This window comes from Kribbella sp. VKM Ac-2569 (genome assembly GCF_004216905.1).
Lineage (GTDB): Bacteria > Actinomycetota > Actinomycetes > Propionibacteriales > Kribbellaceae > Kribbella.
Window position 1 is genome coordinate 366,938 of sequence record NZ_SGXJ01000006.1, and the last position, 25,041, is coordinate 391,978.

Here is a 25,041-nt window from a genome sequence, read left to right on the forward strand (position 1 = left end):
GCGTCGGGGGATCTGCCGGATCCTGGGGCCCGGCCTCGGAGCCTACTGTCGTTGCGACAACGTGGGTGGGCTCGAGAAGAGGCGGACGATGGCGGAGAACAAGCAGCTCGGCGTGATCCTGCTGGTGGCGGCGGCCGGGCTGGCGTTCTGGCAGTTCGGGGATCGGGACTCCGACGACACGCACAAGATCGACGACAAGGTCACCACCGTCCAGCTCGCCGCGGGCCACGCCGACATCACGATCAACGTGTCCGACGACGACCATGCCGGCGTGCGGGAGAAGCGCAAGTTCTGGTTCTGGAAGCACGGCGACGCGTACTCGGTGAACGACGGCGTACTCAAGCTGGACGGCGACTGCGGCTGGCAGTGCACCGCCGACTTCGAGGTGACCGTGCCGCGCGGCACCAAGGTCACCGGTGAGAACGGCAGCGGCGACATCGAGATCACCGGCGTGGCCGGGGTCGACGCGAAGTCCAACTCCGGCAAGGTCGAACTCCGCGAGGTCAAGGGCGACGTCAACCTCGATGTCACCTCCGGCGACGTGTCCGTGCTGGACCTGACCGGCAAACTCGACGTGAAGGCCAACTCCGGCGACATCGAGGCCAAGGACCTGAACGGCGGCGCGGTGAGCGTCGAGACCACGTCCGGCGACATCGAACTCGACCTCTCCGAGGCCAACGACATCCGCGCCAAGGGGACCAGCGGGGACATCGAGATCAGCGCCCCGACCGGCGCCTACAAGGTCACCACCGAGACCAAGCACGGCGAGGTCGAGGACAGCCTCGGCAACAACACCACCGCCGGCCACTCCCTGACCGCTACCACCACCTCAGGCGACATCGAACTCCACAGCCGCTGAGGGACTACTCCTTCATGTCGCGGTGGTGTTCCTCGACGACGCGATACTCCTCTTCGACGGCTGGGTCGATGGCGTCGGTCTCAACCCGCCGGCGGCGGTTGGTGATGTAGAAGGAAAGCAGGATGCCGGCCAGGCCCGCGAGGAGCAGGATGTAGCCGACGATCTGCAGGTTCACGGCGTCCCAGGTATCGCGGATGGCGAACGCGAAAATGCCGCCGACCACCATCAAAAAGATCCCCACACCGATGCTCATCGAGCCTCCCAGTGAGTTCTTAGCCCTACACCTTCGACGGTACCCGCTCGGCAAACAAGTTACTTACTGCCGGACAGGACGAGTTCGACGCGGTTCGGGCCGTCGGGGGTGATGTTGACGGGGACACCCCAGTCCTGGCGGTGCATGTGGCAGGCGGGGAACTCCACCTCGGCGGAGTCGTCGCACGAGGCGGCCTGGACGGCCACGTGGAGGACCCCGGAGCCGGCGTGCGGGTCGACGACGAGACGGCGTACGAGATCGGTGGAGTCGCCCGCACCCTCGCGGAGCAGGTTGTCCGGGGTGGAGGAGACCAGCAGCCGCGTGGACGGGCCGTAGCGGTTGTCCAGCTTCTGTCCCGGCGGCGGGTTGAAGACGACCTCGAGCGTGACCTCTCCGGCGGCGAGATCCATCGGCGGGCGCTGCGACTGCGTGCTGAACTCGTCGGCGGTCGCGGAGGCGCCGAGCGGGATCCGAGTCAGGCGGTGCGCGGCCGACTCCACGACGAGCAACTCGTTGCCGACGACAACGGCTCCGCTCGGCTCGGCCAGCCCGGTCGCCATCGTCTCGACGGTCTCGGTCCGCGGGTCATAGCGACGTACGGCGCCGTTGTAGGTGTCGGCGATCGCGACGGATCCGTCCGGGAGGACCGTCACGCCGAGCGGATGCTGCAACAGCGCCTCGCTCGCCTTGCCGTCGCGCAGCCCGAAATCGAAGAGCCCGGTGCCGACGGCGGTGTGCACCTCGGTGTCGATCCACCGCAAGGCCGAGATCTCGGAGTCGGCCAACCACAGCCGATCGCCGTCCGCCGCGAGCCCACTCGTCTGCGCGAACCACGCCTCGCCGAGCGGCCCGTCCTTCAGCCCTTCGTTGGTCGTACCTGCCGCGACCGCAGTCTCTCCGGTGAACGGGTCGAACGTCCACAGCTGGTGTACGCCGGCCATCGCGATCCACACCCTGTCGCCCCACCACGCGACATCCCACGGCGAACTCAGTACGTCGGTCCCGTCGCCGTCCATCCATTGCTTGCCGGTGCCAACCAACGTCGTCACCTGCCCGTCGGCGAGCGACACGCCGCGCAGCGCGTGGTTGACAGTGTCCGCGACCACCACGTCGTACCCGACCTTGCCGGCCACGTCTGACGGGAGCACCACGAGGCCGTTCGGCTCGGAGAAGCTCGCCTGATTGGCGGCTCCGTCGGCGAAACCACGGTGGCCCGATCCGATCCGGCGTACGACGGTGGTCGCGTCGGCGGCGAGCTCGACGATGCTGTGGTTACCGGCGTCGGCGACCAGGAACCCGTTGTCCACCGCAACGACCTTCGCGGGGAAGCGGAGGTCTGTCGGCTCGGGCGTCGGCGCGACGTACGGCGATCGGCCGCGGGTGAGGGTGCCTGCTTCTTCGTGCTGCACGATCAACTCGGCCAGCAGGGCGTCCAGGGCGTGCTCGTGGCCTTCACCGGAGTACTGCGCGACGACGTACCCGTTGGGATCCACCAGGACCAACGTCGGCCAGGCGCGTGCGGTGTAGTTCTGCCAGGTGATCAGCTCTGGGTCGTCCAGCACCGGATGGCCGACCTCGTACCGCTCGACGGCGGCTCGGACCGCGGCTTCCTCACCCTCGTGCGCGAACTTCGGCGAGTGCACCCCCACGATCACCAGCGCGTCGCCGTACTTCTCCTCCAACGGCCGCAACTCGTCCAGCACATGCAGACAGTTGATGCAGCAAAACGTCCAAAAATCCAACAACAAAAAGCGTCCACGGAAGTCCGCGAGCGACAACTCCCGCCCTCCCGTGTTCAACCACCCACGACCCTTGAGCTCCGGCGCACGCACATGCATGTCCCCATTGTCCGCCGCGGCTCAACCGCAGCCGGCACGGGCCCGGCGGATGAGATCAGCGCGGCAGGATCAACGTGTCGGTGAGGAGCTTTGCGGTTTTTCGGAGAGTTGCCGGGGACGACGAGAGGTCGGCGGCGAGGGTGTAGGGAGTGAGGGTTTCGCCAGGGCCTACCAGGCGGTGGCGGTGGGCGAGGAGCCAGACGATGGCTCGGGGCCAGGTGGAGAGGCGCGCCTTGGCCAGGAGGTCGGGGGCCTCGCGGACCAGGCGCTCGGCGATGTCGAAGGCGTCCGGCGCGTACGACGTACCGAGGGTTTCGCCGGCCATCAGCCAGGCGTGCGGTGCGAGGACCGAGAGGGTCGCGGCTTGGTGGTTGTCCAGGCCGCGGAGGTCGGGCTGGGGCGGGGAGCCGAGGCCGGCCAGGGCTCGGTAAGCGTCTTCCAGGTCGTTGGTCGCGTCGTCGAGGAAGACCCGCTCGCCAGGCTTCGAGCCGACCGGGTCGATCATCGCGGCGGCTTCCAGCGCCGGCTGCCAGACGTCGACGGCGTCGATCGCCTCGTCGACCGTGTCCAGCGGCAGGTGGGTCCGCTCGCCGGCGAACTCGAGCCAGGCCTTCACGACCAGCGGGACCGCGTCGAAATAGGTGCTGTCAGCAAGCACCTTGCGCGGCAACCAGTGCGCGAGGAAGAGCTCCACCAGTACGCCGCTGACACGCTCTGGACCGCCGACGGTGTGGTCGACAGCGTGATCGATCCACAGCCGGGCGATGTCCGCCGCGTCGTCGGGCAGACCAACGGCGTACCGCGAATCGAGGAACTCCTCGACCAGCTGTTCGCGCTGTCGTGGGGTCATGAGCGGGCGGATCGGCGGCCGGACCGGGCGCTCCGGCATCTGGGTCAGCCGGTTCACCAGCAGGCCGGTGAAGAACTCGAAGTCCTCGCTGACCGGCGGATCGTCGTAGTCACGGGTCTCACCCAGCGCCTGCAGGATGATGCCGGCCGCGATCGGCGGGCGCACCGTCCGGATGGTCACCCGGCCGCCGCGCTCGTACGCCTCCAGGACGCGGTCCACCGGCGGGCCGACGAACACGTCCTTGATGATCGCGCCGAGATTGTTGTCGATGAACACCACCACGGTGTGCGGGTGCTGCTCGTCGTCGTAGTCGAGCACGACGCTCAGCCCGTCACCGGTGATGTCCTCGGACACGATCGCGCTGGTCAGCCGGAAGCCGGCGATCCGGGTCACCCATTCCGGTACTTCGTCCTGCGTCCGCAACCGGGACACGTGCGCCCGCTGCAGCGGCAGCCGCCCGGCCGGGCCGACCGTCCGGGCCAGGCTCGTCAGCAGGACGAAGGACTCGAGATCACGGCGCTCGCCGAGCACTCGCGCCGCGTCGGCCCAGAAGAACCGCTCCACCTCGCCGATCTCGTCTGGAAGCCCGGCCGGCCACAGCTGGTCGGCGAGCATCGCCGCCGAGCGCGCCACCGACGCCTCGGCGATCACCGGATGCAGAGCGGCCGGCACCGCGGCCATGTCGAGGGCAAGCGTTTCCAGCAGGGTCTCCAGCACGGCGACGCTCGGCGTGGTGTCCACATCCACAGCCACCGCCGGCACGGACGGCTCGCCCGGGTCGGAGCCGACGAGCCGCAGATGGCTGCGCCGTCCGTCCCGTCCACTCGGAGACTTGGTCACCTCCGTGAGATTACCGTCCGCACCCCGTCCCCCGCAGTCCCGTCAGCGCGCCCTGTGGACAACCTCGCCGTACATCCTTGAGCACCCACCAACCGTTTCGCGCGGGGAAATGTGGTTGGTGGGTGCTCAAAGACGGCTGGCGTCAGCCCTTGAGGGCGCCGGCCATCAGGCCGCCGATGAACCAGCGGCCCAGGAGGATGTAGACGATCAGCGTCGGGAACGACGTGATCAGCGCACCCGCCATACTCGCCGCGTAGTCGACCTTCTGGCCGCCGGCCAGTGCTGCCAGGCCCAGGGTTACCGGGCCGTTGTTCTGCTGGGTGAGGAACAACGCGAACAGGAAGTCGTTCCAGACCGAGGTGAACTGCCAGATCAGCGTCACCACGAACCCGGAGATCGAGATCGGCAGGATGATCCGGAGGTAGGTCTGGATCAACCCGGCGCCGTCCACCCGGGCCGACTCGATGATCTCGTTCGGCACGATCGTGGCGTAGTAGTTCCGGAAGATCAGCGTGCAGATCGGCAGACCGTAGATGCAGTGCGCGAGAATCAGCGTCGGCACGCCCCGGGTGACGTCCAGCTCGGTGAACGTCGTCCGCAGCGGCAGCATCACCGCCTGGTAGGGGATGAACATCCCGAACAGGATGAACGCGAACACGATGTTCGCACCGGGGAACCGCCAGCGGGCCAGCACGAACCCGTTCGCGGACCCGATCAGCGAGGAGATGATCGCGGCCGGGATCGCCAGCGACAGCGACCGGATCATGTACGGCTGCAGCACGTCCCAGGCCTTGCGCCACGGCTCAAGCGTCCATTCCTTCGGCAGCGACCACTGCTGGGCGGCCGTGGTGTCGCCGGAGGTCTTGAAGCTGGTGATCAGTACGACGTACACCGGGGTCAGCACGAACAGCAGGAACAGCAGCAGGAGGAGGTATCGCACGGTCCTGCTGCGCCGGGTCGACCCGTCCGCGATCGTCCCGCGCTTCTGCGGCTTCCGGCTGATCGCCGCTGCAGCCTGTCCGGTAGCAGCAGCGGTCTCGGCGCTCATTCCTCGGTCTCCTGCCGGACGGTGTACGCGATGTACGGGATGACGAGGACGGCGACAACTGCTAAAAGAACGATGGCGATCGCGGCTGCCTTGGCCTGGTCGCTGCGCAACAAGGTGTTCCACATGTAGACCGAGGGCACCTCGGTGCGGAACTGGTTCGGCCCGGTGATCGCGTAGATCAGGTCGAACAGCTTCAGCGACATGTGCCCGAGGATGATCAGCGCGGACAGCGCGATCGGCGACAGCTGCGGGAACAGCACGTGCCGGTACAGCTTGAACTCCGACGCACCGTCCACCCGGGCCGCCTCGCGCAGCTCCGGCGGGATCCCCCGGAAACCGGCCAGGAACAGCGCCATGATGTAGCCGGACAGCTGCCAGACCGCGGGCAGCGCGATGGACGCCATCGTCGTCCATCTGTTCCCCGCGGTCCACCACGAATTCTCCAGGAACCCCAGATGGAGGATCTCGAACAACCGGTTCAGGCCGCGCGCGTCCTCGCCCTGGGACGGGTTCAGCAACCAGCCCCAGACCACGCCCGAGGCGATCATCGAGATCGCCATCGGGAACAGGTAGACCGACCGGAAGATCGACTCGCCGGGCACGCCCTTCTCCAGCAGCAGTGCCCAGAGCAGGCCGAAGATCAGCGTGCCCACGATGAACGCCACCGTGAGCACGCCGAGGTTCTTCAGCGAGTTGATGAACCGTTCCTCACCGAACAGGTGCCCGTAGTTCTCGAACCCGACGTAGTCCGCCGGACCCTTGCGAGCCGTGTGCCGGTTCGTCAGCGAGGTGTTGAAGGACCACGCGATCAGCCCGTAGACGAAGTACCCGAGCAGTAGCACGGTCGGCAGCAGCACCAGGGCTCCAGGTCCCCAGGTGCGGATTCTCCCGTGCACGATCAGTCCTCCAACTCGTTCTTGTTCCGCAACTCGACCTGCATCAGCTCGTCTTCATCGCGGTACCGAGTGCCGTCTGCAGCTTCGCGACGTCCTGGCCGCCACTGAACTGGCTGAGCGCGGACAGGATGTCGTTGTTCTGGCCGAGGGTGCACGCGGCACCGTGGGCGCAGGACGGGACGATCTTGTCCTTCTTCCAGTCCGCCATCGCCGACTGCTGGTACTTCGGGTAGTCGGCCGGGTCGGCGTCCGAGCGCGCCGGGATCGAGCCCTTCTTGGTGTTGAAGGCCTTCTGACCCTCGGCCGAGCCGACCGTCTTCAGCCAGCACTTCGCGCCCTCGGGGTCCGCGCCGTTGGTCGGCAGCGTGAACGAGTCGGACAGGAACTGGAAGTTGCCCGCCGTACCCGGAGCCGGCCAGTAGGTGTACGCCGTGTCCGGGACCTTGTCGGCCAACTGCTGTGCGGCGACCCAGTCACCCATCACGAAGTACGCGGCCTGGCCCTTGTTCAGGTACCCCAGCGCGTCCGGCCAGTCGACCGACTCGCGGTCGGTGTTGGTGTAGGTCAGCAGCTTCTTGTACTTGTTCAACGCCGAGGTCACGTTCGCGCCGGCCCAGTCGGTCTTGCCGTCCCACAGGCCCTTGAAGCTGTCCGGTCCGAGCTCGGCCAGCAGCACGACCTCCATCACCATCTCCTGGGCGAAGCCCTTGGAGATGGCCAGCGGCGCCTTCACACCGGCGGCCTTCAGCTTGTCCATGTCGGCGATCCACGCGTCCACGCTGGCCGGAGCCGTGGCGGGGTCGAGGTTCGCCTTCTTCAGTGCGGCCGGGTTCGTCCAGACCACGTTGGCGCGGTGAACGTTGGCGGGGATCGAGTAGATCTTGCCGTCGACGGTCAGGTTGTCGATCAGGTTCTGCGGGAACGCCTTGTCCAGCCCGAAGTCCTTGTACAGACCGCTGACGTCGTCGACCTGACCGGCGTCGATGTAGTCCCGCAGCTCCGCACCGGCGTGCGCCTGGAACGTCGACGGCGGCTTACCGGCCTGCAGGTCGTTGGCCAGCACCTGCTTGGCGTTCGACCCCGCGCCGCCGGCGACGGCGGAGTTGACGAACTTGTAGTCCGCGCAGTCGGTCTTGAACACCGACACCATGCCGTCCAGACCGGCCTTCTCACCACCGTCGGCCCACCAGGTGAAGACGGTGACGTCCTTGTTCGCGGACGAGTCTCCGCCACCGCTGTCGTCGCTGTTTCCGCAGGCGCTCACCGCGAGAAGACCCGCCGCACCCACCAGCGCCAGGGTCTTGCTCAGACCACCACGCATGATTTCACTCTCCGATCATTGGATGGAGCCGCCTGTGACAACGATGCCCCCTTGACGGTGCAACTCTGGGACGGCACGCACCGAGTGTCAACGTTCCGCGCAGGCGCGTTGCGCAGCCGTGACCCCGGGTCCCTTGACAGTGTGAGAGCGCGCACATTCCGGGTTCGATCGGCCTCTGCGCGCATCCGCAGTGCGCAAAAGGTCAGGGTCGCAGCAGCACCTTCGGAAATGAGGTCCGTGGCACCGAATTCCTTCGCCAACGGACGATCTTCCAGCCGTACGTCGAACGCTCCATGGTTGGATCAGGCCGGCACGGGTACGGGCTCGACCCGCTTCGCGTCCCAGGCCAGCCACACGCAGGCGGCCGCGAGGAGTACGCCGTGACCGATCCGCAGGGCGGGCGGGCCGAAGAACTGGGGCAAGAACAGCCCGAACCCGACCGCGAACAGGATCGCCGGCACGGTACGAAGCCGAATCGCGAGGATGATCGCGCCCGCTGCCATGGTCAGCAGCCCGAGCCCGAACATCGTCATCGCGAACGGGTTGTAGCGCACGTCCTCGGCGAGGTCGAGGATGTTCGACTGGTGGGCGATCGCGTGCAGGCCGAAGTCCTCGGCCCCGTAGTACGGCAGCGTCAGGCCGGCGCCGATCCAGAACACGATGGCCGCCGTGCGGTTGAACTGCAGCAACGCGACCGCGACCACGATGAACCCGATCATCGCGCACAGGTGCGCAACCACCCACGCGGTGGAGCCCATCGCGGCCGCGGCGCCCGAGGTAGTCGTCTCGTCCTCCCACGGACGGAGGGCGGGGTAGAGCAGGAACAGCACACCTGCAACGGAGAGCGGAATTCTCATGAGTCTTTCCTCAGGCTGGCGAGATACATCTGGATGAGTTGGTCGTAGGTACCGTCGAGGTCTTCGGGCAGGCCGAAGCCACCGCCGGACTCGATGGAGGCGAAGCCGTGCACGAGCACCCGCAGGCGCCGGGTCGCATGCACCGCCGCCGCACCCTCGAGCCCGTAACCGCGCAGCGTGGCGTACATGACGCCGACGAGCTTCTTGCCCGCCGCTTCCTGCACCGGATCGTGCAGCGGATCCATCGGCATCGCGGCGTACCGCTTCGGATGGGCGGCGACGTAGGAGCGGTAGGCGTGCATCAGCGCGATGACGGCCTCGTCACCGCCCATCCCCAGGACGGTGGCGGTGAACTGCTCGGTCATGTCCTCCAGCACCCGCACACCGACTAGTGCCTTCAGCTCGCCGAGGCTCGCCACGTGCTTGTACAGCGACGGTGTGGCGACGCCGCAGCCCTGCGCGACGGCGGCGAGCGTGAGGCCGGCCGGCCCGTGCTCGTCGACGATGCCCAGCGCAACCTCGACCACGGCAGCAGGCGTCAGGGACCCTTTAGCAGCCATAGCCAAAAGGCTAATGGCATTAGCCGACCGAGGTCAACCGATTAGACCGTCACGTAGCGTCCGCGGCGGTGGACCAGGGCCGGTACGTCGTCCGCGGCGAACTCCACGTGGACGATCTCGAGTTGCACCTGCACTCCCCATCCCACTTCGGGTGGGTCGGGGTCGACGAGGGTGCAGCCGGCCCAGGTGCTGACGCCGACCGGCGCCGGACCCCAGGCGGTGTCCGTCCAGTCGATCATCCGGAACGGTCCGCCCGGAGCGGGTGCGACATACCCGAAGGCGTCGGCCAGTTGGCGGTGCGGTTCGCCGAGCAGCGACACCACCGCGGTCCTTGCCTCGCGCAACGTTTCCCACAGGTCCGAGTCCGCGTCGAGCAGCCCGATCACGTACCCGGGCTCGCCGTCCGCCACCAGCATCGACGACACCGTGAGCCCGGCCCGCTTGCCGTCGTACGCCGTCGTCCACAGCCCGACCGGCGACGGCAGCCGCCCGCGCAACCGCCGTACCGGACTCCGCTCGGACTCGGGCGGGAGGAACGGGTGGTCACCGTGAATGGTCACGGAGCCACGGTAACGCGCTCCGGAAGGGTGAAGGTCTCGATGGGCTGCAGGCTGAGGCCGCTGGAGCCGTGGACCGTCTCGACCGCGCCATTGGCGTCGAACGTGAAGCGGTACGACTCGCCGTACGAGCCGTAGCCGTTGCCGCCGGTGACCCGGAGCGTGTCGCCGTCCGCCTCGAGCGGCTGCGGTTCGTCGGCGGGGTTCGGGCCGGACGGGTCGGTCGCGTACAGGCGGCCACCGATGACGACGAAGTCGGTGACGCCCCAAAGGTTCGCGAAGCGGCCGGTGAAGCGGGCGAGGTCGCCTTCACCGCGGTCCTTCGACTCGGCGAGGTCGAGGAGTCTGAAGAGACCCTCGGCGAACTGCGACGCCGGCCCGTCGATCGCGTTGGTCAGCACCGAGACGACGATCCGGTGCTCAGGGTCGACGAGGGTCCTCGTGATGTGGCCCGGGTACCCACCGCCGTGGCCGAACACCTCACGGTCGCCGACCTTGTTGACCGCCAGGCCGAGGCCGTACCGCGCCTTCTCGTCCGCCCCGGTCGTCCACAGCGGGTGCTGCATCTCGCGCTTGGACTTGTCCGAGAGCAGCCGGTTGTCGCCAGGCAGGTGCGCGGAGAAGTACGTCACGAGATCGCGCGCGTTGCCGAAGAACCCGGTCGCCGAGGCCAGCGCGCGGGTATCGACATGCTCGATCGGGACGCGGGTGTCGGCGTACGTCAGCGCGCTGTATCCGGCGGCGTACTCGTTCAGCCGGGCCGGATCCAGCTCCGGGCCGAGGCCCGACAGCCCGAGCTTGCCCACGATCGCGGTCTGGACATACGAGTTGTACGGCGTACCGCTCGCCGCCTCGACGACGAGCCCGAGCAGGCCGTAGCCGATGTTCGAGTACTTGAAGCGCTCGTTCTCCGCGATCACGGTCGACGACTCGTCCCGCAGTACGTCGAGCAGCTGGTCGCGATCCGGGAAGGCCGAGGACAACTGCCACCAGTTCGCGTCCAGGCTGTCCCGGGTCACGCCGCCGGCGTGCGCGAGCAGCTCCCGTACGGTCCGCTCGCCGACCGGCGTACCGACGATCTCGGTGACGTGCTGCGCCACCTTGTCGTCCAGCCGCAGCCGGCCCTGCTCGACCAGCTGGAAGATGGCGGTCCCGGTGAACGTCTTCGAGTGCGAGGCGATCCGGAACAGATGCTGCTCGGTCAGCGGTACGTCGTTCTCCACATCGGCCAGCCCGTACGCCGCCGAGAACGCGATCGCGTCCTCGACGTACACCGCGACCTGGACGCCCGGCACCCGCTGGTACCGCTGGTTGAACGCCAGCCAGCTGTCGTAATAGGCGAGTACCTCGGTCACGCTTTGTGTCACGGCGGTTCTCCTGGCGGATCGGCGGAGGGAGATTTCTGACATACCTTCCGCATCAGGGTCCGCTCAACGACGCTTGGGCAGCAACTTGAGCACCGCGAGTCCTTCCATTCCTGCCGAAACGAATCGACCCACTACCCAACGTGGCGGCGGGACTGGATGACCCGGAAGCGGCTCGCGACATAGGCGCCGTCGGTGTACGTCGCGTTGGCTGCCGGGTTCGCCCCGGTGCCGTGGAAGTCGCTGAACGCTGCCGACTGGTTCACGAACACCTGGCCGGTCAGGTTCTCGGACAGCGCGACGCCCGCGTCGATGGCCGCGTCCCTGGCCTCGTCCAGAACCTTGGAGTCGGTCGAGTAGATCCCGGCGGTCATCGCGCCGCCATCGGCGACGGTCGACCGGAACAGCTCGATCGACTGCGCGGTGTCGGCCGTCCTGACCAGGAACGAGACCGGTCCGAAGCACTCGCGCCCGTACACGTCGGCGTCGTCGGCGTCGATCGCCACGAGCAGCGGCGTACGGACAACCGCGTCCGGGAACGCTGGGTGCTGGATCGCGCGGGACTCGAGCACCACGTCGCCGTACTCCGGGGCGAGCTCGAGGCGGCTGATCACGGCCTGGTTCACGATCCCGCCGAGGATCTCGACAGCGCGGGCGTCGTCGCCGAGCAGTCTGCCGATCGCCGTCGCGAGCGCGGTGCCGACCTCCTCGAAGGACTTGTGCCCCTCGTCGGTCTCGATCCCACCGGCCGGGACGAACAGGTTCTGGGTGGTGGTGCACATCTGGCCGGAGTAGAGGGAGAGCGTGAAAGCCAGGTTGCCGGTCAGTGCCTTGAACGAATCGGTGGAGTCGATGATGACCGCGTTCACGCCGGCCTTCTCGGTGAAGACGGTCGCCTGGGTCGCGTTCTGCTCCAGCCACTCGCCGAACTCGCTGCCGCCGGTGAAGTCGATCAGCTTCACCTCGGGCCGGGTCGCCAGCGGCTTGGCCAGGCCGTCGCCCGCGCGCTCGGTTGCCAGGGTGACCAGGTTCGGGTCGAAGCCGGCCTCGGCGAGCACCTCCCGGCAGACGTCGACTGTGATCGCCAGCGGCAGCACGGCCAGCGGGTGCGGCTTCACGACGACCGCGTTGCCGGTGACCAGCGAGGCGAACAGGCCGGGCCAGGAGTTCCAGGTGGGGAAGGTGTTGCAGCCGATCACCAGCGCGACGCCGCGGCCGGTGACCGTGAACGTCTTCTCCATCCGGATCGGGTCGCCCTTGGCCGGCTTCTCCCAGGTCGCGGTCGCCGGGTAGCGGTTCATCTCCTCGTGCGCGTACGCGACCGCCTCCAGCGCGCGGTCCAGCGCGTGCGCGCCGCCGGCCTGGAACGCCATCACGAACGCCTGACCGCTGGTGTGCTGGACCGCGTTGGCCAGCTCGAAGATCCGCTTGTGCAGCCGGTCGAGAATCTCCAGCGCGACCCCGGTCCGCCCGTCGATCCCGGTCCGGCGCCAGTCCGCGAGTCCCTGCTGCGCCGCGGTCAGCAGCTCGTCCAGACCTTCCTCGACGACCCGCGGGTACGAGACGTCCATCGCGATCCCGTACGGCGACTGCTCGGTGACGACGGTGCCGCGCGATCCGGGGATCTCGAGCGCGTACGTCGTCCCCAGATGGGCCTCGAAGGCCGCCTTGCCGTCGGCCGCCGCGGTCTCGCCGTACGCCCGGGGGCTCGGTGACTCCGGGAACGCGGAGTGATAGCCGCGGTCGTGGATCGCCTTCAGCGCACCGTTGAGGCGCTCGCGGTGGGAGGAGAGCAGGTCGGTGGTCATGAGGGCGATGTTACAGTCGTTGACGCGATTCGTACTAGGGTGTCACAAGCCTCTTCTCGATTGGGCAAGGTATGGACGACTTGGCGGCCCGCGTGGCGGCGGCGATGTGGGCGGAGGACACCGCCAGCGCCGGGCTGGGGATGCGGCTGGTGGCGGTCGGCGAGGGTACGGCGCGGCTCGAGATGCCGGTGCGCGAGGACATGGTCAACGGGCACGGGATCGCGCATGGTGGATTCGTGTTCTGTCTGGCCGACTCGGCGTTCGCGTTCGCCTGCAACTCGCGCAACCAGGTGACGGTCGCGCAGGCCTGCGACATCGTGTTCGTCGCCCCGGCACGCCGTGGCGATGTGCTGGTCGCCGACGCCCGGGAGCGGACGACATTCGGCCGGAACGCGATCTACGACATCACGGTCACCCGCGACGACGAGGTGATCGCCGAGTTCCGTGGCCGCAGCCGCCAGCTCTCGGGAACCATTGTGGAGGAGTCATGACGCGCGAGGCCTTTCTGGTCGATGGAGTCCGCACCCCGATCGGGCGATACGGCGGTGCGCTCGCCATGGTCCGTCCGGACGACCTCGCGGCGCACGCGATCTCGTCGCTGCTGAACCGGACCGCGTTCGACCCGGCCCGGATCGACGACGTGATCCTCGGCTGTGCGAACCAGGCCGGCGAGGACAACCGGAACGTCGCACGGACGGCGGTGCTGCTCGCCGGGCTGCCGGACTCGGTCCCGGGGACGACGATCAACCGGCTGTGCGGGTCGGGCCTGGACGCGGTCGCGTACGCCGCCCGGTCGATCATTGCCGGAGACAACGACATCGTGGTGGCCGGTGGCGTGGAGTCGATGTCGCGGGCGCCGTTCGTGATGCCGAAGGCAACGACCGCGTTCTCCCGGCAGGCGGAGGTCTTCGACACCACGATCGGGTGGCGATTCGTCAATCCGGCACTGAAGGAGCAGTACGGGATCGACTCGATGCCGGAGACGGCCGAGAACGTCGCCGCGGAGTTCTCGATCTCGCGCGAGGACCAGGACCTGTTCGCGTTGCGCTCGCAGCAGCGGGCCGCCAAGGCGCAGGCCAACGGGCGGCTGGCCGAGGAGATCGTTTCGGTCGACGTACCGGGCAGGCGCGGAGCAGTCACTGTTGTTGATGTCGATGAGCATCCGCGCGAGACCTCGCTCGAAGCGCTTGCCGGTTTGAAGACTCCGTTCCGATCGCCCGGGACGGTGACCGCGGGGAACGCGTCGGGAGTGAACGACGGGGCGGCGGCCTTGCTCGTGATGAGCGGTGAGGCTGTGGAGCAGTACGGCGTGACGCCGTTGGCCCGGGTCGTGGGGACGGCCGCTGCCGGCGTACCGCCTCGGATCATGGGGATCGGGCCGGCGCCCGCGACGCGGAAGCTGCTCGATCGCACCGGGGTCGCGTTGTCCGACATCGACGTGATCGAGTTGAACGAGGCATTCGCGGCGCAGTCGCTCGCCGTACTGCGGGAGCTCGGCCTGCCCGACGACGCCGAGCACGTCAACCCGAACGGCGGCGCCATCGCCCTCGGCCACCCGCTGGGGATGTCCGGCGCCCGCCTTGCTCTCACCGCGGCCCTGGAGCTTCGCCACCGCGACGCCCGGTACGCGCTGGCCACCATGTGCATCGGCGTCGGCCAGGGCATCGCAACCCTGCTCGCCCGTCCTTAGAGGAGTCTTCATGTTCGGTGAGGCTTGTCCTGCGGAGTTGCGTGACGCCGGCGAGCAGTTGTCGGTCGACGAACTCCGGGCCCGTCAGCTGTCGTTGCTGCAGGCAACCGTACGGCGGGCGTACGAGAACGTCCCGCATTACCAGGCCGCGTTGGACGCGGTCGGGTTCAAGCCCGGCGACCTTACTGATTTGAGCGATCTGAGCCGGTTGCCGTTCACGGCGAAGAAGGATCTGCGCGACAACTACCCGTTCGGTATGTTCGCCGTACCGCGGACCGAGGTTGCGCGGGTGCACGCGTCGTCCGGTACGACGGGACGCCCGACGGTGGTCGGCTACACGAAGAACGACCTGGACAACTGGGCCGATCTGATGGCGCGATCGATCCGCGCGGCCGGTGGGCGCGCGGGCGATGTCTGTCATGTCGCCTACGGGTACGGCCTGTTCACCGGCGGACTGGGTGCGCACTACGGCGCCGAGCGGCTCGGGTGCACCGTCGTACCGGTCTCCGGCGGGATGACCGAGCGGCAGGTGGACCTGATCCGCGACTTCGGCGCCCGGATCATCATGGTCACGCCGTCGTACTTCCTCTCGATCGTCGACGAGATGGACGCCCGCGGGCTCGATCCGCGGGACACGTCGCTGCGGATCGGGATCTTCGGCGCCGAACCGTGGACCGAGCAGATGCGCACCGAGGTCGAGGAACGCACCGGCATCCACGCCGTCGACATCTACGGACTGTCCGAGGTGATGGGGCCTGGCGTCGCGCAGGAATGCGTGGAGACAAAGGACGGCCTGCACATCTGGGAGGACCACTTCTACCCGGAGATCATCGACCCTGTCACCGGCGAAGTACTTCCCGACGGCTCCGAAGGCGAACTGGTCTTCACCACGTTGACCAAGGAAGCCTTCCCGGTACTGCGCTACCGCACAAGGGATCTGACCCGGTTGATGCCGGGGACGGCCCGCCCCGGCCTGCGCCGCATGGAGAAGATCACCGGCCGCACCGACGACATGATGATCGTCCGCGGCGTCAACGTCTTCCCCACCCAGATCGAAGAACAGATCCTCCTGGTCGAAGGCCTCACCCCGCACTACCTCTGCGTCCTCACCCGCCCCAACCGCCTCGACGAACTAACCGTCCAGGTAGAAGCCGCCCCCGACCTCACCGACCGAGCAGCCGCGGCCACCACCTTGTCCCGCCGGATCAAGGACCGGGTAGGCGTCACCGCCACCGTCGAGATCCTCGACCCCCACGCCCTGGAACGCTCCCTAGGCAAGGCCAAACGCATCAAGGACAACCGCTAAGGACAGGAGGTAGTCGCCTGATGCGCCGCGCGGCCGCCTGGCTGAGGCGGGAGCGGTCGAGCGGCGGCCGACTACTTCCTGTCCTTAGCTCAGAGCAAGGAGTCCGGTGGGGTTTCGTGGGGGCGGGTTTTGTGGAAGGCGGGTGGGCGGATGTGGGGGCGGACCAGGGCTTCCACCTCGAAGTCCTCGAGGTTGAACTTGGTGGCGATTTCTCGGTACGGCGCGCCGGTGCGGACCTGGTCGATGACATCTTCTACGCGGACGTCCTCGACCATCGGGCGGCCGTGGGAGCGTTCGGGGTCCACGATCACGTCGATGTCGTGGTAGATCACCAGCCGCAGAGTTCCGGCGTACCCGTCGTCTGACCAGCCGATCGCGGCTGAGCCGCGGCGCAGGACGCCGGGGAAGCCGCCCTGGCTGTCGCGGATCCGTTCCCAGCCCTGTTCGCGGCCCTCGGCGGCGATCTCGACCAGCAGGTCGCGGCCGTCGTGGGCGAGACCCGACCAGGCCAGCGGATAGCGCCGGCCGGCCCGGGACCGCAGGGCGATGGCGGCTTCGCCGATCGCGTGCAAGGACAGGCCGGTACGACGCAGGTGCCGGAGCATATGCGTCTCGACCAGACCGGCGAACGTGATCGTTGGCTCGCCGCGGCTCCCGCTACTCGCCTCCAGCGCTCCCGACCGCAACCAGTCCCCGAGCGTCGTAGCCGGCAGCCCAAGGTGCAGCGCGGCCTCAGCCCGCGTGTACAAGGGCAGGTCGAACCGTGGATCCACGTCTCACCTCTCAGCGAAGGCGGTCGCCGACCCAACGAGCATGCCATCCCACCAGCCGACCTTGAGCACCCACCAACCAGTTCGGCCCGCGGAAAATGGTTGGTGCGTGCCCAAAGTGGAGCTGTACGGTGCGCGCGCATCTCCGCTGGAACGAGTACTCCTGGTTCCAGCTCAACGTGATGGGCGTACCCGACACCGGACAGACGCCCTGGACCGAGGGCGGCCATCCGGACGCGGAGATGCTCGTCGACGACATTCCGCTCGCCCAGCTGCTCGACGAGTACGACGCCGAGTGCGCGCGCTCCAACGAGACCATTGCGGACCTCTCGCTGGACACCGTCGAACAGGGTCCCTACGCCGGCAAAGGTGAGGCCGCCTCGCTGCGGTACGTGCTCTGCCACATGATCGAGGAGACCGCCCGGCACGTCGGTCATCTCGACATCATCAGGGAACTGATCGACGGCGCTACGGGGTACACCAAGCTGGGCTGAGGCTCGAGGGCGGTGACCCGGTTACGCGCGGGCCGAGGGGTGGATAGGATGTCCGGGATCTGGCACGGGGTAGCGACAAGAGGTGTGATGAGGGAACCCTCCGTACGCCGTTATTCCGGGCGGTCAGTCGAGGAGTGGAAGGCCGCGCGCCGGGAACGGCTACTGGCTGCTGCGCTCGAACTCTTCGGGACCGAAGGATATCCGGCGACATCCGTGGAACGCCTGTGCACACAGGCGAAAGTGTCCACGCGGCACTTCTACCACGAGTTCCAGAACAAGGAAGCGGTGCTCCTCGCGGTGCACGCGCAGGTGATCGAGCTGGCGGTCCGGACCACCGGGGACGCGCTCCGCCGGACAGCCGACCGGCCGGTGCGGGAGCGGATCGCCGCGGCCGTCGACTCGTACCTGCGCACCATCATGGCCGACCTCCGGCGGGCCCGGATCTCGTTCGTCGAGGTGGTCGGCACCAGCCCGGCGGTCGAGGAGCAGCGGATCGCGTTCCGGGAGCTGCTGATCCGCAACGTGCAGGCCCTCGGCGACTCCGCGGTCGAGCGCGGCGAGATCAAGCGCAAGGACTTCCGGTTCCTCGCGCTGGCGTTCTTCGGCGCGGTGAACACCGTCGTCTACGACTGGATGCTCACCGACCCCCGGCCACCGGAGCAGAAGGTCCAGCAGTCCCTCCGCGACCTGGCGGTCCAGCTCATCACGGCTTAGTCGGTGGTGTAGCGCTTTCGGAGTTCGGCGACGGCGTCGGCGCGGGTCAGGGCGGCGCCTTCGCCGTACGCTGTCTCGTACGGTTCGTTGCCCAGGGCATCGCGCAGTCCGTCGACGAGCCGCTGTACGTCGGCGTCCGGGATCGCCCGCGTGCCCTTGATCGCCGCCGCGAGACCGAGCGTGCGAGCGGCCGCCGCCAGCTCGGCGGTGCGAGTCCCGGCAGCCAGCACCAGCGCGTCGGTCGACGCCTCGACAACGGCTGCCGCGACCGGCATGTCCTCGGTGCTGAGCGCCAGCCCGACCGCTTCCCGTCCGCGCCGCTGTGCTTCCTCGACCTCGCCGGTGGACGCGTAGATCCGGCTGAGCTGCGAGAGGACCATCGCCTGTCCATGCGGCGCCACGCGCTCCGCCACGAGATCGAGCATCGAGTAGGCCCGCTCCGCGAGCTCCTTGGCCTCGTCGAAGTTGCCGCTGCGGTGCGCCAGTCGCGCCAGTCCTATGTACGCCATTGTCTGGCCGCCCTGGGATCCGGTTTCCTCGGACAGCCGGATGGCACGCTCCAGATCGGCGCGGGCGCCGTCGTGGTCACCGAGCTCGATGCGGCTCATCGCGCAGCCGCCGAGCAGTTGCGCGACGCCGTCCGTCGTACCGAGCTCCTCGACCAGCCGGAGTGCCTCGAGCAGTGACTCCAGGGCTTTGTCGTGCTCCGCGTGGCTGGCCTGGTAGCCGGCGAGTCCGCGCAGCGCCATCGACGAACCGAAGCGGTCGCCGAGCTCGCGGAAGCCGTCGAGCGCGATCGTCAGGGTGGCCGCCATCTCGTCGACCTCGCCCTCGTTCTCGCGGAACATCGCGCTCGTCATCAGGCCCATGTTCCGGATCCACGGATCCGGGTGCCGGGACGCGGCCTCGAGCTCGGCGAAGCAGGTCGCCTTGTCCCGCCGGATCGCCGCCCAGATCGCATTGGTGAACAGTCCGATCCCGGAGTCGACGAGGATCCGGTGCCGCCGGGTCATCCAGCGGACCGTGGCGAGTCCACGGATCATCTGCTGGAACGATGTGGACGGCTCCCGCTCGGTGGACATCCGGCCGAGCGCGAGCAGGTACAGCGCCTCGGCCTTGTCCAGCGGAACGCTCTTGCCCGGTACGGCGAGGGCGGCCTGCATCCAGCTCACCGCTTCGGCCGGGCGGCCGCTCATCGTCCAGTACTCCCCCAGTACGGCGACCATCTGGACGGCGACCCGCGCCGACCCGATGTCGATCGCCGTCCGGAGCGCGTCGATCAGGTTCTCGTTGTCGGCGGTCAGCCGGGCGATCCACTCGATCTGCTCACCGGTCCGAAACTTCGGCCGAGCCCTACGCAGCATGCGGCTGAAGTACATCGTGTGCGCGTGCCGGAACCGGTCGTACTCACCCGAGGCCTTCAGCTGCTCCGCGCCGTACGCACGGACCGTCTCCAGCATCCGGTAGCGCACGGACCGTTCGTCGGCCGCCGCCTCGACGAGTGACTTGTCCACAAGGGATGCGAGTACGCCGAGCACGGACTCGGCGGGGATGCTCTCGTCGCTGCAGATCTGCTCGGCCGCATCGAGTGTTGCGCCGCCGGAGAACAGTGAGAGTCGCCGGGCTACCGCCTGCTCGTCCGGGTCGAGCAGGTCCCAGCTCCACTCCACGACCGCCCGCAGCGTCTGGTGACGTGGCAGTGCCGTCCGGGAACCGCTGGTGAGCAGCCGGAACCGGTCCGCGAGCCGGTCCACGATCTGCGGTGGGTTGAGCGCCCGCAGCCGAGCGGCCGCCAGCTCGATCGCCAGGGGCATCCCGTCGAGCCGCCTGCAGATCTCTGCGACCGCCTCCCGGTTGGCGTCGGTCAGCTGGAAGTCAGGACGTACGGCGCGGGCGCGGTCGACGAACAACTGCATCGCGGGGTACTCGTCGGTGAGCGAGTCCTCTGGAGGCAGACCGAGAGGACCGACAGGATGCAGGTGCTCACCGGGGATGCTCAACGGCTCGCGGCTGGTGGTCAGGACGCGGAGCCGCGGGCACGAGGCCAGCAGCGAGTCGACCATGCCGGCGACCTCTTGGACGAGATGCTCGCAGTTGTCGAGGACGAGCAGGATCCGGCGGTCGCCGATGACCTCGACAAGGCGCAGGGTCGCGGCGCGGCTCGTTGGAACGTGTTTCGGCGCCCCGAAAGGTGTCGACGGCAGGTCGACGTACTCGCTGGCACCGAGAGTAGACAGGACCGCAGGCGCCACGTCGGCCGAGTCACCGAGCGGTGCGAGCTCTACGAACCAGATGCCGTCGCCGGACTGGCTTACGAGCGTCCTACCGGTCTCAGTGGCCAGTCTGGTCTTGCCGGCGCCACCTGGCCCGACCATGGTCACCAGACGGGTCCCGTTGCTCAGCAGACGCGTCAGCTCCGCCACGTCCTCGCGACGGCCGACAAAGCTGGTCATCGGCGCGCGCAGATTGCTGCGGGGCGCTGCTAGCACCGACACGGTGGCTGTCTTCGCAGTCGGATCTACTGCGGCGCCACGCAGTACCGAGACATGCAGGTCCCGCAGGCGGGTGCCGGGGTCGGCTCCGAGTTCGTCAGCCAGGGTGGTCCGGATACGTTCGTACGCCGCCAACGCTTCCGCCTGGCGGCCGTCGGCGTACAGGGAGCGGATGAGGAGCTCGTGCACGCGCTCGCGGAGCGGGTGGGTGACGGCGAGCTGTTCGAGGTCGGTGATCAGGTCGCGGGCGTGACCGCAGCTGACGGCGGCCTCGGCCTGGTCCTCCGCGGCGGCGAGGCGCAGCTCGGCCAGCCGGTCTGTCTCGACCGGGGCGAACGGGAGGTCGCGCAGGTCGGTGAGGGCGTCCCCGCGCCACAGTTTCTCGGCCTGCGTGAGGAGCGTGTGCGCCTGCTCCGGGTCGGACGTGAGGAACGCACGCCCCCGCCGTACCAGCTCCTCGAACTGGAGGGCGTCGACGCAGTCCGGGCCGATCGTCAGCGTGTAGCCCGCCGGACCGGACTGGACGGAGATGCTCGACTCGGTGGCCGGCAGGCTCGCCCGCAGGCGGGACACGAGCGACTGCAGAGCGTTCGCACTCGGAGCCTCACTGCCCCACAGCCCGTCGACCAGGGTCTCGACGCTGACCGGCCGGCCCGCGCTCAACGCGAGGCGCGCGAGCAGTCCGCGCAGGCGGACGCCGCGGATGTCGAGCGGAGTCCCATCGGCCGCCCACATCGCGAGAGGCCCAAGCACCGCTATGCGCACTCCACCAGCCTCGCACATCCGCCCGACCAAACACCCGTGCCTTTTGTCATTCCGGAGCTTAGGGTCGGGAGCCGTGACAGAAATCGCCGCGCAGACGCAGTTCGCGCTCTCCCGAATCGTCGCCGAACGTCAATCCAAGGGCCGGGTTCCCGGGGTGGTGGGCGCCGTCGCCCGCGCCGGGTCGCTCGCCTGGTCGACCGGGGTCGGGTCCGCCGACCTGGACAATCCCGGCGTACCGCCGACCGCGGACTCCCAGTTCCTGATCGCGTCGCAGAGCAAGACGCTGACCGCGGTCACGATCATGGCGTTGCGTGACGAGGGCAAGCTCAGCCTCGACGACCCGATCGAGAAGCTCATCCCGGACAGCAAGCACGAGGGCATCACTGTCCGGCAGATGCTCAGCCACGCCAGCGGGATGCAGCGCGAGCCGGTCGGCGACGTGTGGGACCTGATGAAGTTCCCGTCCCGCGACGAACTGGTGCCCGGCTGGAACGCCGCCGAGCGGATCGGCAAACCGCACCACCGGTTCCACTACTCGAACCTGGTGTTCTCGCTGCTCGGCGAGATCGTCGCGCGGATCGACGGCCGGTCCTGGTACGACGCGGTCAAGGCGCGGATCCTGGACCCGCTGGAGATGCGCCGTACGACGGTCGGGATGGACGGCGGGCCGGCACAGACCGGGTATTACGTGCCGCCGTGGTCCGACGTACCGGTGCGGGAGCCGCTGCTCGACATCGGCGCGATGGACGCGTGCGGCGGGCTGGCGTCGACCGCGGAGGACCTGGCGAAGTGGGCGATGTTCGTCGCGAACCCGGTCGACGAGGTGCTGTCGAAGGACACCCTGGACGAGATGTGCCAGGTGCAGATCATGGCCGATGTGGACCGTTGGCAGCTGGCCTTCGGGCTCGGGTTCATGCTGCTGCGCCGCGGCGACCGGCTGTTCGTCGGCCACGACGGCGGCATGCCCGGCCACATCACGTCGACCTTCGTCGACCGCGCGTCCGGTACGGCGGGGATCGCGCTGTTCGGCGCCACGTCGTCGCCGGCTCCGAGCGCGCTGGCCACCGATCTGATCATCAAGGTCCTCGAGGACGACCCGCTCCCACCGGACGTCTGGGTTCCCGGCACCGAGGTCCCCGCCGAACTCGCCGGCGTCCTCGGCACCTGGTTCACCGAAGGCAGCCCGTTCGTGTTTTCGGTGAAGAACGGTGTACTCGAGGCCAAGTCCCCGGCCGCCGCCGAGTACCAGTCCCCCGCGGTCTTCGAACGGCTCTCCGAAGACACCTACCGCACCGTCTCCGGCCGCGAAACCGGCGAACTCCTCCGCATCACCCGCAACCCCTCCGGCACCCCCACAAAGTTGCACTGGGCAACCTACCTCTGCACCCGAGAACCCCTGGCCTTCGCCGACATCACCCCGGGCTAGACGACGCAGAAGTCGTTGCCTTCGGGGTCTTTTAGCCAGAGGTGGTCGAGGGTGGTGGAGTTGTCCATGGGGACCTCTTGGAAGAGGGTGGCGCCGGCGGCTATCAGGGTGGCGGCGGTGGCGCGGATGCGTTGTTCGCGGAGGTGCTGGGGTACGGCGCGACCGCCTGCTACCTGAAGATCCAGGTGCAGGCGGTTCTTGACCGTGCGGGGCTCGGGGACCTTGAGGAACGAGATGTTCGGGAGGACGCCGTTCGGGTCGGAGATCGAGGCGCCGTCGTACCACTCGTCCTTGGGAACGTTCAGGTCGGTGAGCCAGTCCTCCCAGGTGTCCCAGCCCTGCGGCGGATCCGCCTCCGTGTAACCGAGCGCCGTACACCAGAAGCGTGCGACGAGGGGCGGATCCGCGCAGTCGATGGTGAGCGTCCAGTTGGTCGTCATACCGACCACTGTGCCGCTCACCACCGACAGTTTCGCTCAGGTACGGCGGCGGTAGGCGCGGATCGCCAGCGGGGCGAAGACCGCGACCAGGCCGACCATCCAGGCCAGCGTGATCAGGAGTGGCTTCTGGAGCGCACCGCCGCCCATCAGGGCGCGCTCGGTGTCGACCAGGTACGTGATCGGACTGACCTTGGTGAAGGCCTGCAGGAAGCCCGGCAGCGTGCTGGCCGGGACGAAGATGTTGCTGCCGAAGGTCAGCGGGAACATCACCAGGAAGGCGATGCCCTGCACGCCTTGGGCAGTCTTCATGACCAGGCCCAGCCAGACCCAGATCCAGCACATCGACAGCGCGAACAGCAGCACGATCAGCATGCCCAGGAGGCCGTTGCCGACCCCGTTGTCGAAGCGGAAACCGAGTACGAACCCGCTCGTCATCAGGATCACGATCGACAGCGAGTACCGGACCGCGTCCCCGAGGACCGCGCCGATCAGCGGCGAGACCCGGGCGATCGGCAGGCTGCGGAACCGGTCGAACACACCCTTGGCGAAGTCGTCGTTCAGACCGACCCCGGTGCCCATCGTCGCGAACACCACGGTCTGCACGAGCAGGCCGGGCAGCAGCGTCGGCAGGTAGCTACGCCAGCCCCCGCCCCCGGCGATCGCGCCGCCGAAGACGAACAGGAACAGCGCCAGGAAGATGATCGGCTGGAACGTCACGTCCGCCAGGGCTTCCGGGTTCTGCCGGATCCGGACGATGTTCCGCCAGGCCAGCGTCAGGCTCTGCTGTACCCAGGCGAACGGCCGTGACCGGTAGCCCAGGTGCGCAGCTGGTTCAAGAGTTGCGGTGCTCATCGGCTCGCTCCTTCCAGTACGGCGTCGGACTTCTTCTCTTCGGCGGTGTGCCCGGTCAATGCCAGGAACACCTCGTCCAGGCTGGGCAGCCGCAGCGACAGCTCGGTCACCGCGATCCCTGCCTCGTCCAGCCGCCGTACGACGACCGGCATCGACGAACCGTCGCTGACCGGAACGCTGACGAGGGTGTTCACCACGTCGACGCTCGGACGTGTCCCGGTCGACTCGGCGACGATCGCGGCGACCCGCTCGAGGTGGGCCGGCTCGGCCGGGCGGACGTCCAGCGACTGCTTGCCCGCCTGAGCCTTCAGCTCGGCGGGCCGCCCGTTCGCGACCACGGAGCCCTTGTCGAACACCACGATCGAGTCGGCCAGCGCGTCGGCCTCTTCCAGGTACTGCGTGGTGAGCAGCACCGTGGTCCCGTCGAGCACCAGGTTGCGGATCGTCTCCCAGACGCCGTTGCGGGCATGCGGGTCGAGTCCGGTCGTGGGCTCGTCCAGGTACAGGATGCTCGGGTTGCCGACCAGGCTCGAGGCCAGGTCGAGCCGGCGGCGCATACCGCCCGAGTAGGTCTTCGCGATCCGGTCACCGGCGTCGACCAGCTCGAACCGCTCCAGCAGCTCGTTCGCCTTGGCTCGGGCCTGCGGTCGCGAGTAGCCGAGCAGGCGGCCGATCATGATCAGGTTGCGGCGGCCGGACATGTCCTCGTCGACACTCGCGTACTGCCCGGTCAGGCCGATGATGCTCCGGACCTTGCCGGCCTCGCGGACGACGTCGTACCCGCCGACCGTGGCGTGGCCGCTGTCCGGCCGAAGCAGCGTGCCGAGGATGCGGACCGCGGTCGTCTTGCCGGCGCCGTTAGGGCCGAGGACTCCGAGGACCGTGCCGGTCGGCACGCTCAGGTCGACGCCGGCCAGCGCGGTCGTACTGCCATATTTCTTGACCAGACCGACCGCCTCGATGGCGACCTGGTTCGTTGTGGTCATCGGTCCCTCCCAGCTTTCGCACTTCACTGGGACTACCGTGCCGGGTTGCCCTGGC

Annotated in this window: 23 protein-coding genes; 7 read left to right on the plus strand and 16 right to left on the minus strand. The window is 68.3% G+C overall.

Translation table 11 applies throughout. The features are described from left to right. Positions 1-88: 88 nt before the first annotated feature. Complete coding sequence (locus tag EV649_RS35840; RefSeq protein WP_130388130.1) at positions 89-859, plus strand: DUF4097 family beta strand repeat-containing protein; 771 nt, start codon at positions 89-91, stop codon at positions 857-859. Positions 860-863: 4 nt separating this feature from the next. Here EV649_RS35840 and EV649_RS35845 read toward each other — a convergent pair whose 3' ends face one another. The 11 genes from EV649_RS35845 to paaN all read right to left on the minus strand — a co-directional run bounded on the left by EV649_RS35845 (position 864) and on the right by paaN (position 13,051). After that, positions 864-1,112 (minus strand): DUF6458 family protein, encoded by a 249-nt coding sequence (locus EV649_RS35845; protein WP_130388131.1) that lies wholly within the window; start codon positions 1,110-1,112, stop codon positions 864-866. Positions 1,113-1,171: 59 nt separating this feature from the next. Next, entirely contained in the window at positions 1,172-2,950 is a 1,779-nt protein-coding gene (locus EV649_RS35850) for an NHL domain-containing thioredoxin family protein (protein WP_130388132.1), read from the minus strand. A gap of 55 nt (positions 2,951-3,005) precedes the next feature. Then, on the minus strand, positions 3,006-4,640 hold the full coding sequence (locus tag EV649_RS35855) for a hypothetical protein (RefSeq protein WP_241999095.1): 1,635 nt from the start codon (positions 4,638-4,640) through the stop codon (positions 3,006-3,008). 142 nt (positions 4,641-4,782) lie between these two features. Continuing rightward, on the minus strand, positions 4,783-5,688 hold the full coding sequence (locus EV649_RS35860) for a carbohydrate ABC transporter permease (protein WP_130388133.1): 906 nt from the start codon (positions 5,686-5,688) through the stop codon (positions 4,783-4,785). Further along, complete coding sequence (locus EV649_RS35865) at positions 5,685-6,584, minus strand: sugar ABC transporter permease (protein ID WP_130388134.1); 900 nt, start codon at positions 6,582-6,584, stop codon at positions 5,685-5,687. The genes EV649_RS35860 and EV649_RS35865 overlap by 4 nt, the downstream gene beginning before the upstream one ends. A 43-nt stretch (positions 6,585-6,627) precedes the next feature. After that, positions 6,628-7,905 carry an ABC transporter substrate-binding protein gene (locus EV649_RS35870; RefSeq protein ID WP_130388135.1) on the minus strand — a complete coding sequence of 426 codons (1,278 nt, stop codon included), beginning with the start codon at positions 7,903-7,905 and terminating at the stop codon, positions 6,628-6,630. Between the two features lie 302 nt (positions 7,906-8,207). Beyond that, positions 8,208-8,762, minus strand: coding sequence for a hypothetical protein (locus tag EV649_RS35875; RefSeq protein ID WP_130388136.1), 555 nt, complete (start codon positions 8,760-8,762; stop codon positions 8,208-8,210). After that, entirely contained in the window at positions 8,759-9,322 is a 564-nt protein-coding gene (locus EV649_RS35880; RefSeq protein WP_198682867.1) for a WHG domain-containing protein, read from the minus strand. Before EV649_RS35880 ends, EV649_RS35875 begins: the two co-directional genes overlap by 4 nt. Positions 9,323-9,363: 41 nt before the next feature. Next, a complete protein-coding gene (locus tag EV649_RS35885; protein ID WP_130388137.1) occupies positions 9,364-9,882 on the minus strand; it encodes a flavin reductase family protein in 519 nt (172 codons plus the stop codon). Further along, positions 9,879-11,246, minus strand: coding sequence for a serine hydrolase domain-containing protein (locus EV649_RS35890; RefSeq protein ID WP_241999097.1), 1,368 nt, complete (start codon positions 11,244-11,246; stop codon positions 9,879-9,881). The genes EV649_RS35885 and EV649_RS35890 overlap by 4 nt, the downstream gene beginning before the upstream one ends. Before the next feature lie 131 nt (positions 11,247-11,377). Continuing rightward, positions 11,378-13,051 (minus strand): phenylacetic acid degradation protein PaaN, encoded by a 1,674-nt coding sequence (paaN, locus tag EV649_RS35895; protein WP_130388139.1) that lies wholly within the window; start codon positions 13,049-13,051, stop codon positions 11,378-11,380. A gap of 71 nt (positions 13,052-13,122) precedes the next feature. On the opposite strand from paaN, the gene paaI reads away from it, so the two are divergent. The 3 genes from paaI to paaK are packed head-to-tail and all read left to right on the plus strand — an operon-like array spanning position 13,123 to position 16,047. Beyond that, positions 13,123-13,542 (plus strand): hydroxyphenylacetyl-CoA thioesterase PaaI, encoded by a 420-nt coding sequence (gene paaI / locus EV649_RS35900; protein WP_130388140.1) that lies wholly within the window; start codon positions 13,123-13,125, stop codon positions 13,540-13,542. Continuing rightward, entirely contained in the window at positions 13,539-14,741 is a 1,203-nt protein-coding gene (gene pcaF / locus EV649_RS35905; RefSeq protein WP_130388141.1) for a 3-oxoadipyl-CoA thiolase, read from the plus strand. Before paaI ends, pcaF begins: the two co-directional genes overlap by 4 nt. Before the next feature lie 10 nt (positions 14,742-14,751). Next, positions 14,752-16,047 carry a phenylacetate--CoA ligase PaaK gene (gene paaK, locus EV649_RS35910; RefSeq protein ID WP_130388142.1) on the plus strand — a complete coding sequence of 432 codons (1,296 nt, stop codon included), beginning with the start codon at positions 14,752-14,754 and terminating at the stop codon, positions 16,045-16,047. An 89-nt stretch (positions 16,048-16,136) separates the two neighbouring features. On the opposite strand, the gene EV649_RS35915 is transcribed toward paaK, so the two are convergent. Beyond that, on the minus strand, positions 16,137-16,820 hold the full coding sequence (locus tag EV649_RS35915; RefSeq protein WP_130388143.1) for a hypothetical protein: 684 nt from the start codon (positions 16,818-16,820) through the stop codon (positions 16,137-16,139). A gap of 128 nt (positions 16,821-16,948) precedes the next feature. Here EV649_RS35915 and EV649_RS35920 point away from each other — a divergent pair, with 128 nt between their 5' ends. Then, positions 16,949-17,311, plus strand: a complete 363-nt coding sequence (locus EV649_RS35920; protein WP_241999100.1) for a DUF664 domain-containing protein — start codon at positions 16,949-16,951, stop codon at positions 17,309-17,311. 87 nt (positions 17,312-17,398) lie between these two features. After that, positions 17,399-18,025, plus strand: coding sequence for a TetR/AcrR family transcriptional regulator (locus tag EV649_RS35925; protein ID WP_130388145.1), 627 nt, complete (start codon positions 17,399-17,401; stop codon positions 18,023-18,025). Here EV649_RS35925 and EV649_RS35930 read toward each other — a convergent pair. Beyond that, complete coding sequence (locus tag EV649_RS35930) at positions 18,022-21,270, minus strand: BTAD domain-containing putative transcriptional regulator (RefSeq protein WP_198682868.1); 3,249 nt, start codon at positions 21,268-21,270, stop codon at positions 18,022-18,024. The two genes, EV649_RS35925 and EV649_RS35930, sit on opposite strands and share 4 nt — an antisense overlap. An 85-nt stretch (positions 21,271-21,355) precedes the next feature. Here EV649_RS35930 and EV649_RS35935 point away from each other — a divergent pair, with 85 nt between their 5' ends. Continuing rightward, complete coding sequence (locus EV649_RS35935) at positions 21,356-22,708, plus strand: serine hydrolase domain-containing protein (protein ID WP_130388147.1); 1,353 nt, start codon at positions 21,356-21,358, stop codon at positions 22,706-22,708. Here EV649_RS35935 and EV649_RS35940 read toward each other — a convergent pair. The 3 genes from EV649_RS35940 to EV649_RS35950 are packed head-to-tail and all read right to left on the minus strand — an operon-like array spanning position 22,705 to position 24,986. Then, positions 22,705-23,148: a VOC family protein gene (locus tag EV649_RS35940; protein WP_130388148.1), complete on the minus strand. Its 444-nt coding sequence runs from the start codon at positions 23,146-23,148 to the stop codon at positions 22,705-22,707. The two genes, EV649_RS35935 and EV649_RS35940, sit on opposite strands and share 4 nt — an antisense overlap. A gap of 36 nt (positions 23,149-23,184) precedes the next feature. Further along, a complete protein-coding gene (locus tag EV649_RS35945) occupies positions 23,185-24,000 on the minus strand; it encodes an ABC transporter permease (protein ID WP_130388149.1) in 816 nt (271 codons plus the stop codon). Next, positions 23,997-24,986, minus strand: a complete 990-nt coding sequence (locus tag EV649_RS35950; RefSeq protein WP_130388150.1) for an ATP-binding cassette domain-containing protein — start codon at positions 24,984-24,986, stop codon at positions 23,997-23,999. The genes EV649_RS35945 and EV649_RS35950 overlap by 4 nt, the downstream gene beginning before the upstream one ends. Positions 24,987-25,041: the final 55 nt, after the last annotated feature.

Excerpts from the sequence above, each read along its gene's own strand:
- EV649_RS35840 (WP_130388130.1), top strand. The coding sequence starts at position 89 with ATGGCGGAGAACAAGCAGCTCGGCGTGATCCTGCTGGTGGCGGCGGCC.
- EV649_RS35845 (WP_130388131.1), bottom strand. The coding sequence starts at position 1,112 with ATGAGCATCGGTGTGGGGATCTTTTTGATGGTGGTCGGCGGCATTTTC.
- EV649_RS35850 (WP_130388132.1), bottom strand. The coding sequence starts at position 2,950 with ATGCATGTGCGTGCGCCGGAGCTCAAGGGTCGTGGGTGGTTGAACACG.
- EV649_RS35860 (WP_130388133.1), bottom strand. The coding sequence starts at position 5,688 with ATGAGCGCCGAGACCGCTGCTGCTACCGGACAGGCTGCAGCGGCGATC.
- EV649_RS35870 (WP_130388135.1), bottom strand. The coding sequence starts at position 7,905 with ATGCGTGGTGGTCTGAGCAAGACCCTGGCGCTGGTGGGTGCGGCGGGT.
- EV649_RS35875 (WP_130388136.1), bottom strand. The coding sequence starts at position 8,762 with ATGAGAATTCCGCTCTCCGTTGCAGGTGTGCTGTTCCTGCTCTACCCC.
- EV649_RS35880 (WP_198682867.1), bottom strand. The coding sequence starts at position 9,322 with ATGGCTGCTAAAGGGTCCCTGACGCCTGCTGCCGTGGTCGAGGTTGCG.
- paaN (WP_130388139.1), bottom strand. The coding sequence starts at position 13,051 with ATGACCACCGACCTGCTCTCCTCCCACCGCGAGCGCCTCAACGGTGCG.
- paaI (WP_130388140.1), top strand. The coding sequence starts at position 13,123 with ATGGACGACTTGGCGGCCCGCGTGGCGGCGGCGATGTGGGCGGAGGAC.
- pcaF (WP_130388141.1), top strand. The coding sequence starts at position 13,539 with ATGACGCGCGAGGCCTTTCTGGTCGATGGAGTCCGCACCCCGATCGGG.
- paaK (WP_130388142.1), top strand. The coding sequence starts at position 14,752 with ATGTTCGGTGAGGCTTGTCCTGCGGAGTTGCGTGACGCCGGCGAGCAG.
- EV649_RS35925 (WP_130388145.1), top strand. The coding sequence starts at position 17,399 with ATGAGGGAACCCTCCGTACGCCGTTATTCCGGGCGGTCAGTCGAGGAG.
- EV649_RS35940 (WP_130388148.1), bottom strand. The coding sequence starts at position 23,148 with ATGACGACCAACTGGACGCTCACCATCGACTGCGCGGATCCGCCCCTC.
- EV649_RS35945 (WP_130388149.1), bottom strand. The coding sequence starts at position 24,000 with ATGAGCACCGCAACTCTTGAACCAGCTGCGCACCTGGGCTACCGGTCA.
- EV649_RS35950 (WP_130388150.1), bottom strand. The coding sequence starts at position 24,986 with ATGACCACAACGAACCAGGTCGCCATCGAGGCGGTCGGTCTGGTCAAG.